We start from the raw sequence: 14422 nt of genomic DNA, 5'->3' as shown, positions 1-14422 counted from the left end.
GGGTCCCGGGCACGTTCGGGTCCCGGGCACGTTCGGGTCCCGGGCGGGGAAACCTCCTGGCCGTTCCTCACCGGGCCGGAACCCCGGATCGGCGCGTCCCCCGCCCGGGGTTTCCCGGAGCGGGGACCCCGGACGGGGCGGGGGCGCGGCCGGAGCCCCCGGACGGGACGGGGGCGCGGCGGGGGACGGTGAGCGGGCCCCGGCCGGCGGGGGGAGGTGCCGGCCGGGGCGGGTGCCGGGCGGGGAGCCCGGCGGGAGGGCGTCAGGCCGCGGCGGGGACCGTCAGCCGGTCCGGGGCCGACGCCGGGGTCAGAGCGATCTCCAGGACCTGCCGGACATCGGTGACCGGGTGGACCTCCAGGGTGTCCAGGATCTCCGCCGGGACATCGTCGAGGTCGGCCTCGTTCCGCTTGGGGATGACCACGGTGGTGATCCCCGCCCGGTGCGCGGCCAGCAGCTTCTGCTTGACGCCGCCGATCGGGAGGACCCGGCCGGTCAGCGAGACCTCGCCGGTCATCGCCACATCGGTACGGACCGGCCGCCCGGAGAGCAGCGAGGCCAGCGCGGTCGTCATGGTGATGCCCGCGCTCGGGCCGTCCTTGGGGACCGCGCCCGCCGGGAAGTGGATGTGCACACCCCGGTCCTTCAGATCGGCGACCGGAAGCTCGGTCTCCGCGCCGTGCGAGCGCAGGAAGCTCAGCGCGATCCGCGCCGACTCCTGCATCACATCGCCGAGCTGCCCGGTGAGGGTGAGCCCGGCGGCCCCGGTCTCCGGATCGGCCAGGGACGCCTCCACGAAGAGGACGTCACCGCCCGCGCCGGTGACCGCGAGCCCGGTGGCGACGCCGGGCACGGCGGTCCGCCGCTCGGCCGGGTCCTGCGCCGACTCGGGCACATGGTGCGGCCGTCCGATCAGCCCGCGCAGCTCCTCCGCGCCGACGGTCAGGGGCAGCTCCTTCTCCCCCAGCTCCACCTGGGCCGCGACCTTGCGCAGCAGCCGGGCGACGGCCCGCTCCAGATTCCGGACCCCGGCCTCCCGGGTGTACTCGCCGGCCAGCTTCCGCAGCGCGGCGTCGGCCAGGACGACCTCGCCCACCTCCAGACCGGCCCGGTCCAGCTGGCGCGGGAGGAGGTGGTCACGGGCGATGACGACCTTCTCGTCCTCGGTGTAGCCGTCCAGCCGGACCAGCTCCATCCGGTCGAGCAGCGCCTCGGGGATGGCCTCCAGCACATTGGCGGTGGCCAGGAAGACCACATCGCTCAGATCCAGCTCGACCTCCAGGTAGTGGTCCCGGAAGGTGTGGTTCTGCGCCGGGTCGAGCACTTCGAGCAGGGCGGCGGCGGGGTCGCCCCGGAAGTCGGAGCCGACCTTGTCGATCTCGTCCAGGAGGATCACCGGGTTCATGGAACCGGCCTCCTTGACCGCCCGGACGATCCGGCCGGGCAGCGCGCCGACATAGGTGCGCCGGTGGCCGCGGATCTCCGCCTCGTCCCGGACACCGCCGAGGGCGACCCGGACGAACTTCCGGCCCATGGCGTGGGCGACGGACTCACCGAGCGAGGTCTTGCCCACGCCCGGCGGGCCGACGAGCGCGAGCACCGCGCCCCCGCGCCGCCCGCCGACCACACCGAGCCCCCGGTCGGCGCGCCGCTTGCGCACCGCCAGGTATTCGGTGATCCGCTCCTTCACGTCCTCCAGACCGGCGTGCTCCGCGTCCAGGACGGCCCGGGCGGCGGTGATGTCGGAGGCGGCGCCGTCATCGGTCCGCTCGTTCCACGGCAGTTCGAGGACGGTGTCCAGCCAGGTGCGGATCCAGGCCGCCTCGGGGTTCTGGTCGCTGGCCCGCTCCAGCTTCTCGACCTCCTTGAGGGCGGCCTCGCGGACCTTCTCCGGCAGGTCGGCCGCCTCCACCCGGGCGCGGTAGTCGTCGGACTCCTCGCCCTCCGCCTCGCCGTTCAGCTCGCGCAGCTCCTTGCGGACGGCGTCCAGCTGGCGGCGGAGCAGGAACTCGCGCTGCTGCTTGTCGACGCCCTCCTGGACGTCCTTGGCGATGGACTCGGCGACATCCTGCTCGGCGAGGTGCTCACGGAGCTGGTCGGTGGCGAGCCGCAGCCGGGTGACCGGGTCGGCGGTCTCCAGCAGCTCGATCTTCTGGGTGGTGGTGAGGAAGGGGGAGTAGCCGGAGTTGTCGGCGAGCTGGGAGACGCCCTCGATCTGCTGCACCCGGTCCACGACCTGCCAGGCGCCGCGCTTCTTCAGCCATTCGGTGGCGAGTGCCTTGTACTCGGTGACCAGCTCGGCGATCTGGCCGGGCAGCGGTTCGGGGACGGACTCCTCGACCCGGGTGCCCTCGACCCAGAGGGCGGCGCCGGGGCCGGTGGTGCCGGAGCCGATACGGATCCGGCCCACACCGCGGATCAGGGCGCCGGGGTCGCCGTCGGAGAGCCTGCCGACCTGCTCGACGGCGCCGAGGACGCCGATGGCCGCGTACCGCCCGTCGACCCGGGGAACAAGGAGCACCTTCGGCTTGCTGCCGCTGGTGGCGGCGGCCTGAGCGGCCTCCACCGCGGCGCGCACCTCGCTGTCCGTCAGATCCAGGGGCACCACCATCCCGGGCAGGACGACCTCGTCGTCCAGCGGCAGCACGGGCAGGGTGAGCGGTGTGACGGTCTGGGACTCAGCAGCCATGATCTCCCCTAGGGCAGTGAACTTGAGCGGTAGAGACTCAATGAAGGTATGTGGTGTCAATGCATGAGCCGCCGCCGATGTTCCCGGGCCCCTGTTCGCTCTGAGCGATCAGCGAAAACGGGGCGGGAACGGGGGCGGAGAACCGGGAGCGCGGTGCGCGGCGATAGAGGGGGTGTGAGATGGATCCGCCCCCGCGGGGGAGACAGGCGAGAACAGGACGACGGCACGCTGCTGCGCGCCGTCGCCCGGGGGGACGCCGACGCGCTGGCCGTCCTCTACGACCGGCACTCCGGCTGGCTGCACGCCCGGCTGAGCCGCCGCTGCGCCGACCCGGAGACCGTGCGCGAGGTGGTGCAGGACACCTTTGTCGCGGTCTGGCGGAACGCCGGGACCCATCGGGGCCCCGAGGCGGGCGGCTGGCTCTGGGTGATCGCCGCCCGGCGGCTCCTGGACGCCCGGCGCGCCGGGGAGCGGCACACGAGACAGCTGCCGCAGGCCGCCCTCCCCGCCGACCGGGTGCCCTCCGCCGAGGAGCGGGTGCTGACCGGTCTGGAGTACGGGGAGCTGGGCAGCGCCCTGGAGCGGATCTCCCCCGAGCTGCGCGATGTCCTGCGCGCCACCGTCGTGGACGGCCTCACCACCCGTGAGGCCGCCCAGGTGCTCGGCATTCCCGAGGGCACCGTCAAGTCCCGGGCCCTGCGGGCCCGCCGGGAGCTGCGCGCGGCCCTGGAACCGCTCGCCCCCCGGAACCGGCCGCTGGGAGGCACCGCGTGAGCGACTGGCATATGAGCGACTGGCATGTGACCGACGGGCTGGCCCTGCGGTACGCGGACGGCTCCGTCGCGGAGCCGGACGCCTGGTCGCTGGAGAAGCACATCGAGGGCTGCGGCGGCTGCGCGGCCCGGGTCTCGGCCGCGGTCCGGCGGGGCCCGGCCGGTCCGGAGCTGGACCTGATCCGTGCGGCGCTCCTCGACGGGGCCCGGACATCCGCGCCGTCCCGGACCGCCCCCGCGCCCGGCCGTGCCGCGTCCTCCCGGATGGCGGGGCGCGCCGCCCGGATCGCCTGGGCGGCGGGACCGGCGGTACGGGGGGCCTGGCCGCTGGCGCTGGCGGCGGTGATCGGCGTGGCGCTGCTGCTGGCGTACGGAATGGGCTCCCCCGCCGCCCGGCCGCTGCTGCTCGCCCTCTCACCGGTGATGCCGCTGCTGGGGGTGGCCCTCTCCTACGGGCGGTACGCCGACCCGCTGCACGAGATCACCGCGTCCACCCCCTCCGGCGGGCTGCGGCTGCTGCTGACCAGGGCCGCCGTGGTGCTCCTGGTCAGCCTGCCGCTGACGGCCGCGGCGGGGGCGCTGCTGCCCACCCTGCCCGCGGACGCGGCGGTGCCGGGCCCGGCCCTGTGGCTGCTGCCCGGTCTGGCGCTGACCCTGGCCGCCCTGGCCCTCGGCTCCTTCGTGGGGTGCGGCCGGGCCGCCACCGGCCTGGCCTGCGGCTGGCTGCTGCTGGTCGGCCCGCTCCTCGGCCCGGTGCCGCGCCGGGTCACCGAGGAGGTGACCGGCCTGATCGCCGGTCCCGCCGCCCAGGCCGGGTGGGCCGTGGCGGCACTGCTGAGCGCGGGACTGCTGATCCTGCGCCGTTCGTCCTTCGACCGTCTGGAGACCGTGTGAGTCCGTCTGGAGAGAGTGTGCGTCCGGCTGGAGAGAGTGGGGGTACGCGTACGGGTGCGGGAGCGGCCCGGGAGCAGGTCGCGCGGGTCACGGGGGTGACCGTGCGTCACCGGCGGACGGTGGCACTGGACGCCGTCGACCTGGAGTTCGGCACCGGTGTCCACGGTCTGCTCGGGCCGAACGGCGCGGGCAAGACCTCCCTGGTACGGGTGCTGGCCACGGTGGCCGCGCCGGCCCAGGGAAAGGTGGAGCTGCTCGGCCATGACGCATCGGACCGCCGGGAGCTGACCCGGCTGCGGCGGCGGCTGGGCTATCTCCCCCAGGAGTTCGGCTACTACCCCGGCTTCACCGTGCGGGAGTTCGTGGCGTACATCGCCTGGCTGAAGGAGCTTCCGGCGGACCGGACGCCCGCCGCCGTGGAGCGGGCGGTGGAGCGGGTCGGGCTCGGCGACCGTATCGACGCCAAGGTGGGCTCCCTCTCCGGGGGCATGGTCCGGCGGGTGGGGATCGCCCAGGCGATCGTCAATGAACCCGAGCTGCTGCTGCTGGACGAGCCGACGGCCGGTCTCGATCCGGAGCAGCGCGTCGAATTCAGAGCACTGCTCCGGGAAGTGGGCACCGCTTCCACGGTGGTGGTCTCCACCCATCTGGTCGAGGACGTGGCCACCGCGTGCTCCGAGGTGACCCTGATCGAGGCCGGGCGGGTCGCCTACCGGGGCACCACGGCCGAGCTGACCGCGCTCGGCACCCCGGCCCCCACCGAAGGACCGGCCGGCCCGGACGGCCCGCCCGACCCGGCCACCAGCCCGATCGAACGCGGCTACACCGCCGCCCTCCGCGCCCACCGCGAGCGCGGCGCCCGGTCCCGGAAGGACTCCGCACGATGAGCCGCCGCACGACTCCTCCGACCCCCCTCGCCGATACCGGCCTCCCCGGCAGGCCCGGCGGCGGCAGCTGGGACCCCGGCCTCGCCCGGACGGCCCGCACCTGCCCGACCGGACCCACCGCCGTACGGCCGGAGGCCCGCCGACCCCGCACCGGTGACCACCGGGTGATGCCCGGGTGCGCCCCGGCCCACCACCGGCCGGTCGCCACCGCCGGCGGCACCCGGGCACTCAGGGGCGGAGGGCGGCGATGAGCGGCGTCGGGACCGAGGAGCGGACGGAGAGCGTGCGCGCGGGCGGGAAGCCGGGCGGCGGGGGCCGGTGGAAGGGGCATCCGCTGCGCGGGGAGGTGCTGCGCGGCACCGGGCCGTGGACCGGGGCGCTCATCCTGGGCGTCGTCGGCCTCTCCGCTGTCTACCGGGCCGGGGAGTGGCAGGGCCACTGGGGCGAGACCGCCTCCATGCTGCATGCCACCGGCACCCTGATGGCCACCCCGCTCGCGGTCGCCGCCGGCTGCTGGCAGGGCGGGCGGGAGCGCCGCCGGGGCACCGGGGAGCTGCTGGCCTCCACCACCCGGGGCCGGCTCGCCCGCACCGTCTCGGCGGGGCTGCCCACCGCGCTCTGGGCGGCCGGTGCCTTCCTCGCCGCCGCCGTGCTCGTGCTGCTGGCCTCCTGGCCGTACACCTGGGCGGGCGCGCCCCGGCTGTCGGCCGTCGTCGCGAGCACCGCCCTGGTGCTCTCGGGGGCGATGCTCGGACATGTACTCGGGGCCCTGGCACCCTGGCGGATCACCGCGCCCCTCGCCGGGATCGGGACCTATGTGCTCCTCGGGGCCGGGTCGTACTCGACCAGTCCGCCGCACTACCTCACCCCCGCCACCTGGAGCTCGTACATCGCCGACATACCGGTGTGGTGGCAGCCCCTGGTCGCGATCGGCTGGCCGGCCGGCCTGGCTCTCGCCGCCGTCCTCGGGTACGCGGCCCGGCGCCGCTGGACCGCCGTGGTGCCGCTGGCCGTCGCCGCCCTCTGCGGTGTGCTGATCTCCGAGTACAACGAGCGGATGTGGCGGGACGACCCGCTGACCCGCCGGACGGTCTGCGACACCTCCGTACGGCCCGCGCTCTGCGTCAAGGCTGTGCACCCCGGGCTGCTCCCGGAGGTGAAGCGGGCGCTCACCCCCCTGCTCGACCGGCTGGAGGGGGTCGAGAACCTGCCCGCCCGGATGGTGGAGGGCGCCGAGTACGCCGGGATGAACCCGCTCGCCCCGTACGGCCAGACCCAGACCGTGACCCGGGGCCGGCTGGGCGACCCGGAGCTGTTCGCGTGGGCGGCGGCTGCCGGACTCATCCACCGAAGGGACGACTGCATGTCCGACGACGACCGGCTCTACCGCCTGGAGACAGGGCTCCAGGAGTGGCTCGGCTCCCCTCGTGGCCACACGGGCGCCCAGGCGGCCAAGGGGTACCGCTGGAGCGAGGACGAGGCCGCCCAAAAGGCGGAGTTCATCCGGACCTTCGACCGGTTCGCCGCGCTGGGCCCCGAGGAGCGCCGTCGCTGGCTCTCCGGCTACTTCGGCGCGCTCAAGGCGTGCGCCCCGGACCGGGTGCCCGCGCTGTGAACGGGCTGAGCGGACCTCTGCTGTACGCCCGTTCCCGCCGGGTCCCCGTCACCCTGGCGGTGCTCACGGCGGCGGCCCTGCTGACCTTCTGGTGGGGGGATCCCCCGTCGGGGCGGGGCCCGGCCTTCCCCGGCCCGGCCGCCTGGGCCTGGCTCGCGGGCCCGCTGCTGGCCGCCGTGGCCATCGGTGCCGCGCTCCACAGCGACAGCGCCGAACTGGACCGGACCGCGGCCCGCCCCGGGTGGCTGCCCCGGGCGGCCCAGCTCCTCGGCCTGACCGTGTTCGCCGTCGCCGCGGCGGCGGTGACCTCGCCGCTGAGCGAGGAGGGGGCGACCCTCGCGACCACCGCCCGGGTCCTCCTCGGCGCAGTGGGCCTCGCCGCCGCCGGGGCCGTCCCGCTCGGTGCCCGGCTGAGCTGGCTGCCCCCGCTGGCGTACCTGGTCACGGTGCCCCTCGTGGGCCCGCTCCCCGAGGGGTCGCCCGTGGTCTGGTCCTGGCCGCTGCGGCCCGACGGCGACACCGGTGCCTGGCTGACGGCCCTGGCGCTGCTCGCCGCCGGGACCGCCCTCGCCGCCTGGCGCGGACCCCGTCCCGAGGGCCGCCGCTGACCCCGGCCACAACGGCCGGGACACGCCACCGGGGGGTGAAACCCGCTGGCGCGGGCGGCGGCGGCCGACCACGATGAGCGGCGCGGGTGCGGCACGGCGGCACGATTCCCGTACCGCCGGACGGTACTCCGCCGCTCATCGCCGCACCACCGCACCGGAGGCCCGATGTTGTCCGCCGAGCAGTACCACGCCCCCGTCACCCTCGACCGCCGTGACGGCCCTTACGGGGAGGTGGTGCTGCGCCGCCGGGGCGAGGTGCACGAGATCGTCGCCAATGGGTGCTTCCTGATGGACACCTCGGACGGCCGCTCCGAACGGCTGCTGATCGACGCCGCGTACGCCGAACTCACCGGCACCGGGCACGGATCCGCCGCGCTGCTCATCGGCGGCCTGGGCGTGGGCTTCTCGCTGGCCCATGCCGTCACCCTGCCCGGCTGGCGACATATCGCCGTCGTGGAGCGAGAACCGGCCATCATCGACTGGCATCTGCGGGGCCCGCTCGGGGCCGTCTCCGCCGCCGCGCTGGCCGACCCCAGGAGCGTGATCCTCCCCACGGATCTCCTCACCCATCTCCGTGACACCGATGTCCGCTATGACGCACTCTGCCTGGACATCGACAACGGGCCGGACTGGACCGTCACCGAGGACAACGACTCCCTGTACACCCCCGCCGGACTGGCCCTGTGCCGGGCACGGTTGACCCCCGGCGGAGTCCTCGCCGTCTGGTCCGCGCAACCCTCCCCGACATTCGAAGCCACCCTGCGGAATGCCGGATTCACCGGGGTAAGAACCGAAGAGATCCAGGTTGCCCGAGGCGTACCTGACGTGGTCCATCTTGCCGTCCGGCCCGCGTAGCCCGCACCCTCCAACTGCCTTTACGCTGCTGAGCTACACATGGATCCACAACGCGCAGGCAACTCGCGAGAGCGCTTACAGGGGCGGGCGATGGAACAGACACACACCACCCACAACGGTGTCGCGGCCACACCCGGTGCGCAGCGCCGGGTGCTGGTCGTGGAGGACGACTCGACCATCGTCGACGCCATCGCCGCCCGGCTGAGGGCCGAGGGCTTTCTGGTGCAGACCGCCGCCGACGGGCCGGCCGCCGTGGACGCGGCCGAGGCGTGGCAGCCCGATCTGATGGTCCTCGATGTGATGCTGCCCGGCTTCGACGGGCTGGAGGTCTGCCGCCGGGTGCAGTCCCAGCGGCCGGTGCCGGTGCTGATGCTCACCGCCCGTGACGACGAGACCGACATGCTGGTCGGGCTGGGGGTCGGCGCCGACGACTACATGACCAAGCCGTTCTCCATGCGCGAGCTGGCCGCCCGGGTCCATGTGCTGCTGCGGCGGGTGGAGCGGGCCGCGCTGGCGGCCGTCACCCCCCGCAGTGGCATCCTCCGCCTGGGCGAGCTGGAGATCGACCACGCCCAGCGCCGGGTCCGGGTGCGGGGCGAGGATGTGCATCTGACCCCCACCGAGTTCGATCTGCTGGTCTGTCTGGCCAATACGCCCCGTGCGGTCCTCTCCCGTGAGCAGCTGCTCGCCGAGGTCTGGGACTGGGCCGACGCCTCCGGCACCCGGACCGTGGACAGCCATATCAAGGCGCTGCGCCGCAAGATCGGGGCCGAGCGCATCCGCACCGTCCACGGGGTCGGCTACGCGTTGGAGACCCCCGCGCCATGAGCGGCCCGGGGGGCCGCGAGGGCCGGACCAAGATCTCGATCAAGACCAAGCTGGGCACCCTCGTCGTGGTGTCGGTCTTCATCACCACCGGACTGATCCTGGTCGCCCTGGAGACCTCCACCGAGCTGCGTTTCATCACCGTGTTCTCGGTGATCGCGACCCTGCTGATCACCCAGTTCGTGGCGCATGGCCTGACCGCCCCGCTGGACGAGATGAACACCGTGGCCAAGGGCATCTCGCACGGCGACTTCACCCGGCGGGTGCGCGGCGCCGACCGCCGGGACGAGCTGGGTGATCTCGCCGAGACCATCAATCGCATGGCGGACGACCTGGAGGCGGTGGACCGGCACCGCAAGGAGCTGGTCGCCAATGTCTCGCATGAGCTGCGCACCCCGATCGCCGCGCTCCGGGCCGTGCTGGAGAACGTGGTGGACGGGGTCTCCGCCGCCGATCCGGAGACCATGCGCACCGCGCTGAAGCAGACGGAGCGGCTGGGCCGGCTGGTGGAGACCCTGCTGGATCTCTCCCGGCTGGACAACGGCGTCGTCCCGCTGCGGGCCCGGCGCTTCGAGGTGTGGCCGTATCTCTCGGGGGTGCTCAAGGAGGCCAATCTGGCGGTCGGCCGGCGCGGGCTGGCCTCCGGCTCGGGCCATCACACCCGTACCGATGTGCATCTGCATCTCGATGTGGCCCCGCCGCAGCTGACCGCGCACGCGGACGCGGAGCGGCTGCACCAGGTGGTCGCCAATCTCATCGACAACGCGGTGAAGCACTCACCGCCGCACGGCCGGGTGACGGTACGGGCCCGGCGCGGTCCGCATCCGGAGTCGCTGGACCTGGAGGTGGTGGACGAGGGCCCCGGCATCCCGGAGCAGGAGCGCCATCAGGTCTTCGAGCGGTTCAACCGGGGCGACGCCGGGATGCCCCCGGGGAAGGGCGACGGCGGCACCGGGCTGGGTCTCGCCATCGCCCGCTGGGCCGTCGATCTCCACGGTGGCCGGATCGGTGTGGCCGAATCCGCGAAAGGCTGCCGGATCCTTGTCACGCTTCCGGGGCTCCCCCCGCCCCGCCCTTGACGTAGGGTTCGAATCGGAAGCAACCCTTCAACCTGTGCGGGACGAGGTCCTGACCGTGCGGGACCAGGCCGGAAACCGGCAGCGCGAGATGAGCGCGACGCCCGGGTGCCGCCGCCGGTGTCATACCAGCGGCGCCGCTGAACCCTGCGTATTTCCCGCCATTCCCTTCCCCGAAACCCGTCTTTCGATGTGACTTGCGCGACTGTGACCCTTCTGGTCTGCACGTCCAGGCCAGGGAGGCGTAGCCTTGTTTCCCGCTGTCCACCACATTGTGAAGCGGAAGAGGGCGGTTGCCGCCGTGTCGTCTCAGTCCCCCAGTAGCCCCAGCTCCCCCGGTCTCCGGCCGAGCGGTGCCCCCACGACCGACCAGAGCGGGCAGGGCGCTGATCCCGCCGCCGCTTTCGGCGCGAATGAGTGGCTCGTCGACGAGATCTACCAGCAGTACCTCCAGGATCCGAACTCGGTAGACCGGGCCTGGTGGGACTTCTTCGCCGACTACCGGCCCGGCGCCAAGAACACCGCCGCGACCGGCGCCGAGCCCACCGGGGACACCCCCGCCGCGGCACCGGCACCGGCCCCCGCGGCCACCCCCGCTCCCCGGGCCGCCACCAATGGCGCCGCCCCGGCGGCGGCCCCCGCACCGGCCCAGGCCCCGGCACCGGCCGCCCCCGCGGCTCCGGCTCCGGCTGCGGCCCCCGCGGCGGCGAAGCCCGCGCCCGCCCCGCAGGCCGCCGCGCCCGCGAAGGCCCCGGCACCGGCCGCCAAGGCCGCCCCGGCGCCCGCCGCCGACGGCCCGGAGCTGATCACCCTGCGCGGCCCGGCCGCCGCCGTGGCGAAGAACATGAACGCCTCGCTGGGCGTGCCCACGGCCACCTCCGTGCGCGCCGTCCCGGTGAAGCTGCTCTTCGACAACCGCATCGTCATCAACAACCACCTCAAGCGCGCCCGGGGCGGGAAGGTCTCCTTCACCCACCTCATCGGCTTCGCGATGGTGCAGGCCCTCAAGGCCATGCCGGCGATGAACTGGTCGTACGCGGAGAAGGACGGCAAGCCGACCCTGGTGAAGCCGGAGCACGTCAACTTCGGCCTCGCCATCGACCTGGTCAAGCCCAACGGCGACCGCCAGCTCGTCGTCGCGGCCATCAAGAAGGCCGAGACCCTCAACTTCTTCGAGTTCTGGCAGGCGTACGAGGACATCGTCCGCCGCGCCCGGGGCAACAAGCTCACCATGGACGACTTCACCGGGGTCACGGTCTCCCTGACCAACCCCGGCGGGCTCGGCACCGTCCACTCCGTGCCGCGGCTGATGCCCGGCCAGTCGGTGATCATGGGCGTCGGCTCCATGGACTACCCGGCCGAGTTCCAGGGCACCTCCCAGGACACCCTGAACAAGCTGGGCATCTCCAAGGTGATGACCCTGACCTCGACCTATGACCACCGGGTCATCCAGGGCGCGGCCTCCGGCGAGTTCCTGCGGATCGTGGCCAACTTCCTCCTCGGCCAGGAGGGCTTCTACGACTCGATCTTCGAGGCGCTGCGCATCCCGTACGAGCCGGTCCGCTGGCTCAAGGACATCGACGCCTCCCACGACGACGACGTCACCAAGGCCGCCCGGGTCTTCGAGCTGATCCACTCCTACCGGGTCCGCGGCCATGTCATGGCCGACACCGACCCGCTGGAGTACCGCCAGCGCAAGCACCCCGACCTCGACATCACCGAGCACGGGCTCACCCTCTGGGACCTGGAGCGCGAGTTCGCGGTCGGCGGCTTCGCGGGCAAGTCCCTGATGAAGCTCCGCGATGTCCTCGGTGTGCTGCGCGACTCGTACTGCCGCACCACCGGCATCGAGTTCATGCACATCCAGGACCCCAAGCAGCGCAAGTGGATCCAGGACCGGGTGGAGCGCCCGCACGCCAAGCCCGAGCGCGAGGAGCAGCTGCGGATCCTGCGCCGCCTCAACGCCGCCGAGGCGTTCGAGACCTTCCTCCAGACCAAGTACGTCGGTCAGAAGCGGTTCTCCCTGGAGGGCGGCGAGTCCGTCATCCCGCTCCTCGACGCGGTCATCGACTCGGCGGCCGAGTCCCGGCTGGACGAGGTCGTCATCGGCATGGCCCACCGCGGCCGGCTGAACGTCCTGGCGAACATCGTCGGCAAGTCGTACGCGCAGATCTTCCGCGAGTTCGAGGGCAACCTCGACCCGAAGTCGATGCACGGCTCCGGCGATGTGAAGTACCACCTGGGCGCCGAGGGCACCTTCACCGGTCTCGACGGCGAGCAGATCAAGGTCTCGCTGGTCGCCAACCCCTCCCACCTGGAGGCGGTCGACCCGGTCCTGGAGGGTGTCGTCCGCGCCAAGCAGGACGTCATCAACAAGGGCGGCACCGACTTCACCGTGCTCCCGGTCGCCCTCCACGGCGACGCGGCCTTCGCGGGCCAGGGCGTCGTCGCCGAGACGCTGAACATGTCGCAGCTGCGCGGCTACCGCACCGGTGGCACCGTGCATGTCGTCATCAACAACCAGGTCGGCTTCACCGCCGCCCCGGAGTCCTCCCGCTCCTCGATGTACGCCACCGATGTGGCCCGCATGATCGAGGCGCCGATCTTCCATGTGAACGGTGACGACCCGGAGGCGTGCGTCCGGGTGGCGCGGCTCGCCTTCGAGTTCCGCCAGACGTTCAACAAGGACGTGGTGATCGACCTCATCTGTTACCGCCGCCGCGGTCACAACGAGGGCGACAACCCGCAGTTCACCAACCCGCAGATGTACAGCCTGATCGACAAGAAGCGTTCGGTGCGCAAGCTCTACACCGAGTCGCTGATCGGCCGGGGGGACATCACGCTGGAGGAGGCCGAGCAGGCGCTCCAGGACTTCCAGGGCCAGCTGGAGAAGGTCTTCGCGGAGGTCCGCGAGGCCACCAGCCTGCCCGCCCCGACGCAGGTGCCGGACCCGCAGGCCGAGTTCCCCGTGGCGGTGACCACCGCGATCTCCCAGGAGATCGTGAAGCGGATCGCCGAGTCCCAGGTGAACATCCCGGAGAATGTCGCGGTCCACCCGCGGCTGCTCCCCCAGCTCCAGCGGCGTGCCTCCTCGGTCGAGGACGGCACCATCGACTGGGGCATGGGCGAGACCCTGGCCATCGGCTCGCTGCTGATGGAGGGCACCCCGGTCCGGCTCTCCGGCCAGGACAGCCGGCGCGGCACCTTCGGCCAGCGGCATGCCGTCCTGGTCGACCAGGAGACCGACGAGGACTACACCCCGCTGCTCTACCTCACCGACGAGCAGGCCCGGTACAACGTCTACGACTCGCTGCTCAGCGAGTACGCGGCGATGGGCTTCGAGTACGGCTACTCGCTGGCCCGCCCGGAGTCCCTGGTGATCTGGGAGGCGCAGTTCGGTGACTTCGTCAACGGCGCCCAGACCGTCGTGGACGAGTTCATCTCCTCCGCCGAGCAGAAGTGGGGCCAGCACTCCGGTGTGACCCTGCTGCTGCCGCACGGCCACGAGGGCCAGGGCCCGGACCACTCCTCGGCCCGTCCGGAGCGGTTCCTCCAGCTCTGCGCGCAGAACAACATGACGGTCGCGATGCCGACGCTGCCGTCGAACTACTTCCACCTGCTCCGCTGGCAGGTGCACAACCCGCACCACAAGCCGCTGATCGTCTTCACCCCGAAGTCGATGCTGCGGCTGAAGGCGGCGCAGTCGAAGACGGAGGAGTTCCTGACCGGCGGCTTCCGCCCGGTGATCGGGGACGAGTCGGTCGACCCGGCGGCGGTGCGCAAGGTCGTCTTCACCTCCGGCAAGGTCTACTACGACCTGGACGCGGAGCGGAAGAAGCGCGGGCTGACGGACACCGCGATCATCCGCCTGGAGCGGCTGTACCCGCTGCCGGGTGCGGAGCTGCAGGCCGAGATCGCGAAGTTCCCGGGCGCCGAGAAGTACATCTGGGCCCAGGAGGAGCCGGCCAACCAGGGTGCCTGGCCGTTCATCGCGCTCAACCTGATCGACCACCTCGATCTGGCGGTCGGCGCGGATGTGCCGCACGGCGAGCGGCTGCGGCGGATCTCCCGTCCGCACGGCTCCTCCCCGGCGGTGGGCTCCAAGAAGCGTCATGAGCAGGAGCAGGAGCAGCTGATCAACGAGGTCTTCGACGCCTGATCGGCGGGATGACCCCACAGTCGACCGACTGTCGGTACGGA

Annotated in this window: 11 protein-coding genes; 10 read left to right on the top strand and 1 reads right to left on the bottom strand. The window is 72.9% G+C overall.

Annotated elements, in window-relative coordinates; all coding sequences use genetic code 11:
- Nucleotides 1-262: 262 nt before the first annotated feature.
- Nucleotides 263-2689: an endopeptidase La gene (lon, locus tag ABT354_RS08290; RefSeq protein ID WP_351490654.1), complete on the bottom strand. Its 2427-nt coding sequence runs from the start codon at nt 2687-2689 to the stop codon at nt 263-265.
- A gap of 174 nt (nt 2690-2863) precedes the next feature.
- Between lon and ABT354_RS08285 the strand changes: the two genes are divergently transcribed.
- From ABT354_RS08285 to ABT354_RS08240, 10 genes are all read left to right on the top strand, one after another.
- Nucleotides 2864-3463 (top strand): RNA polymerase sigma factor, encoded by a 600-nt coding sequence (locus ABT354_RS08285; RefSeq protein WP_351490651.1) that lies wholly within the window; start codon nt 2864-2866, stop codon nt 3461-3463.
- Between the two features lie 11 nt (nt 3464-3474).
- Complete coding sequence (locus ABT354_RS08280; RefSeq protein ID WP_351491135.1) at nt 3475-4356, top strand: zf-HC2 domain-containing protein; 882 nt, start codon at nt 3475-3477, stop codon at nt 4354-4356.
- A 95-nt stretch (nt 4357-4451) separates the two neighbouring features.
- Nucleotides 4452-5243 (top strand): ABC transporter ATP-binding protein, encoded by a 792-nt coding sequence (locus tag ABT354_RS08275; RefSeq protein ID WP_351490649.1) that lies wholly within the window; start codon nt 4452-4454, stop codon nt 5241-5243.
- On the top strand, nt 5240-5494 hold the full coding sequence (locus ABT354_RS08270) for a hypothetical protein (protein WP_351490646.1): 255 nt from the start codon (nt 5240-5242) through the stop codon (nt 5492-5494). Before ABT354_RS08275 ends, ABT354_RS08270 begins: the two co-directional genes overlap by 4 nt.
- Nucleotides 5491-6858, top strand: coding sequence for a hypothetical protein (locus ABT354_RS08265; RefSeq protein WP_351490643.1), 1368 nt, complete (start codon nt 5491-5493; stop codon nt 6856-6858). The genes ABT354_RS08270 and ABT354_RS08265 overlap by 4 nt, the downstream gene beginning before the upstream one ends.
- Complete coding sequence (locus ABT354_RS08260) at nt 6855-7466, top strand: hypothetical protein (protein WP_351490641.1); 612 nt, start codon at nt 6855-6857, stop codon at nt 7464-7466. Before ABT354_RS08265 ends, ABT354_RS08260 begins: the two co-directional genes overlap by 4 nt.
- Before the next feature lie 165 nt (nt 7467-7631).
- Nucleotides 7632-8321: a spermidine synthase family protein gene (locus tag ABT354_RS08255; protein ID WP_351490638.1), complete on the top strand. Its 690-nt coding sequence runs from the start codon at nt 7632-7634 to the stop codon at nt 8319-8321.
- Nucleotides 8322-8411: 90 nt separating this feature from the next.
- Nucleotides 8412-9149, top strand: coding sequence for a response regulator transcription factor (locus ABT354_RS08250; RefSeq protein WP_351490636.1), 738 nt, complete (start codon nt 8412-8414; stop codon nt 9147-9149).
- Nucleotides 9146-10225, top strand: a complete 1080-nt coding sequence (locus ABT354_RS08245; protein WP_351490635.1) for a HAMP domain-containing sensor histidine kinase — start codon at nt 9146-9148, stop codon at nt 10223-10225. Before ABT354_RS08250 ends, ABT354_RS08245 begins: the two co-directional genes overlap by 4 nt.
- A 298-nt stretch (nt 10226-10523) precedes the next feature.
- Complete coding sequence (locus tag ABT354_RS08240) at nt 10524-14381, top strand: multifunctional oxoglutarate decarboxylase/oxoglutarate dehydrogenase thiamine pyrophosphate-binding subunit/dihydrolipoyllysine-residue succinyltransferase subunit (RefSeq protein WP_351490632.1); 3858 nt, start codon at nt 10524-10526, stop codon at nt 14379-14381.
- Nucleotides 14382-14422: the final 41 nt, after the last annotated feature.

Origin of the sequence: Streptomyces sp. NPDC000594, assembly GCF_040299965.1 — a bacterium.
Taxonomy (GTDB): Bacteria; Actinomycetota; Actinomycetes; order Streptomycetales; family Streptomycetaceae; genus Streptomyces.
Note: the sequence above shows the minus strand (reverse complement) of the source record. Positions and strands in the feature narration are given on the sequence as shown.

Coding starts and splice junctions, on each gene's coding strand:
- ABT354_RS08245 (WP_351490635.1), top strand. CDS start 9,146: ATGAGCGGCCCGGGGGGCCGCGAGGGCCGGACCAAGATCTCGATCAAG.
- ABT354_RS08265 (WP_351490643.1), top strand. CDS start 5,491: ATGAGCGGCGTCGGGACCGAGGAGCGGACGGAGAGCGTGCGCGCGGGC.
- ABT354_RS08250 (WP_351490636.1), top strand. CDS start 8,412: ATGGAACAGACACACACCACCCACAACGGTGTCGCGGCCACACCCGGT.
- ABT354_RS08270 (WP_351490646.1), top strand. CDS start 5,240: ATGAGCCGCCGCACGACTCCTCCGACCCCCCTCGCCGATACCGGCCTC.
- lon (WP_351490654.1), bottom strand. CDS start 2,689: ATGGCTGCTGAGTCCCAGACCGTCACACCGCTCACCCTGCCCGTGCTG.
- ABT354_RS08255 (WP_351490638.1), top strand. CDS start 7,632: ATGTTGTCCGCCGAGCAGTACCACGCCCCCGTCACCCTCGACCGCCGT.
- ABT354_RS08280 (WP_351491135.1), top strand. CDS start 3,475: ATGAGCGACTGGCATGTGACCGACGGGCTGGCCCTGCGGTACGCGGAC.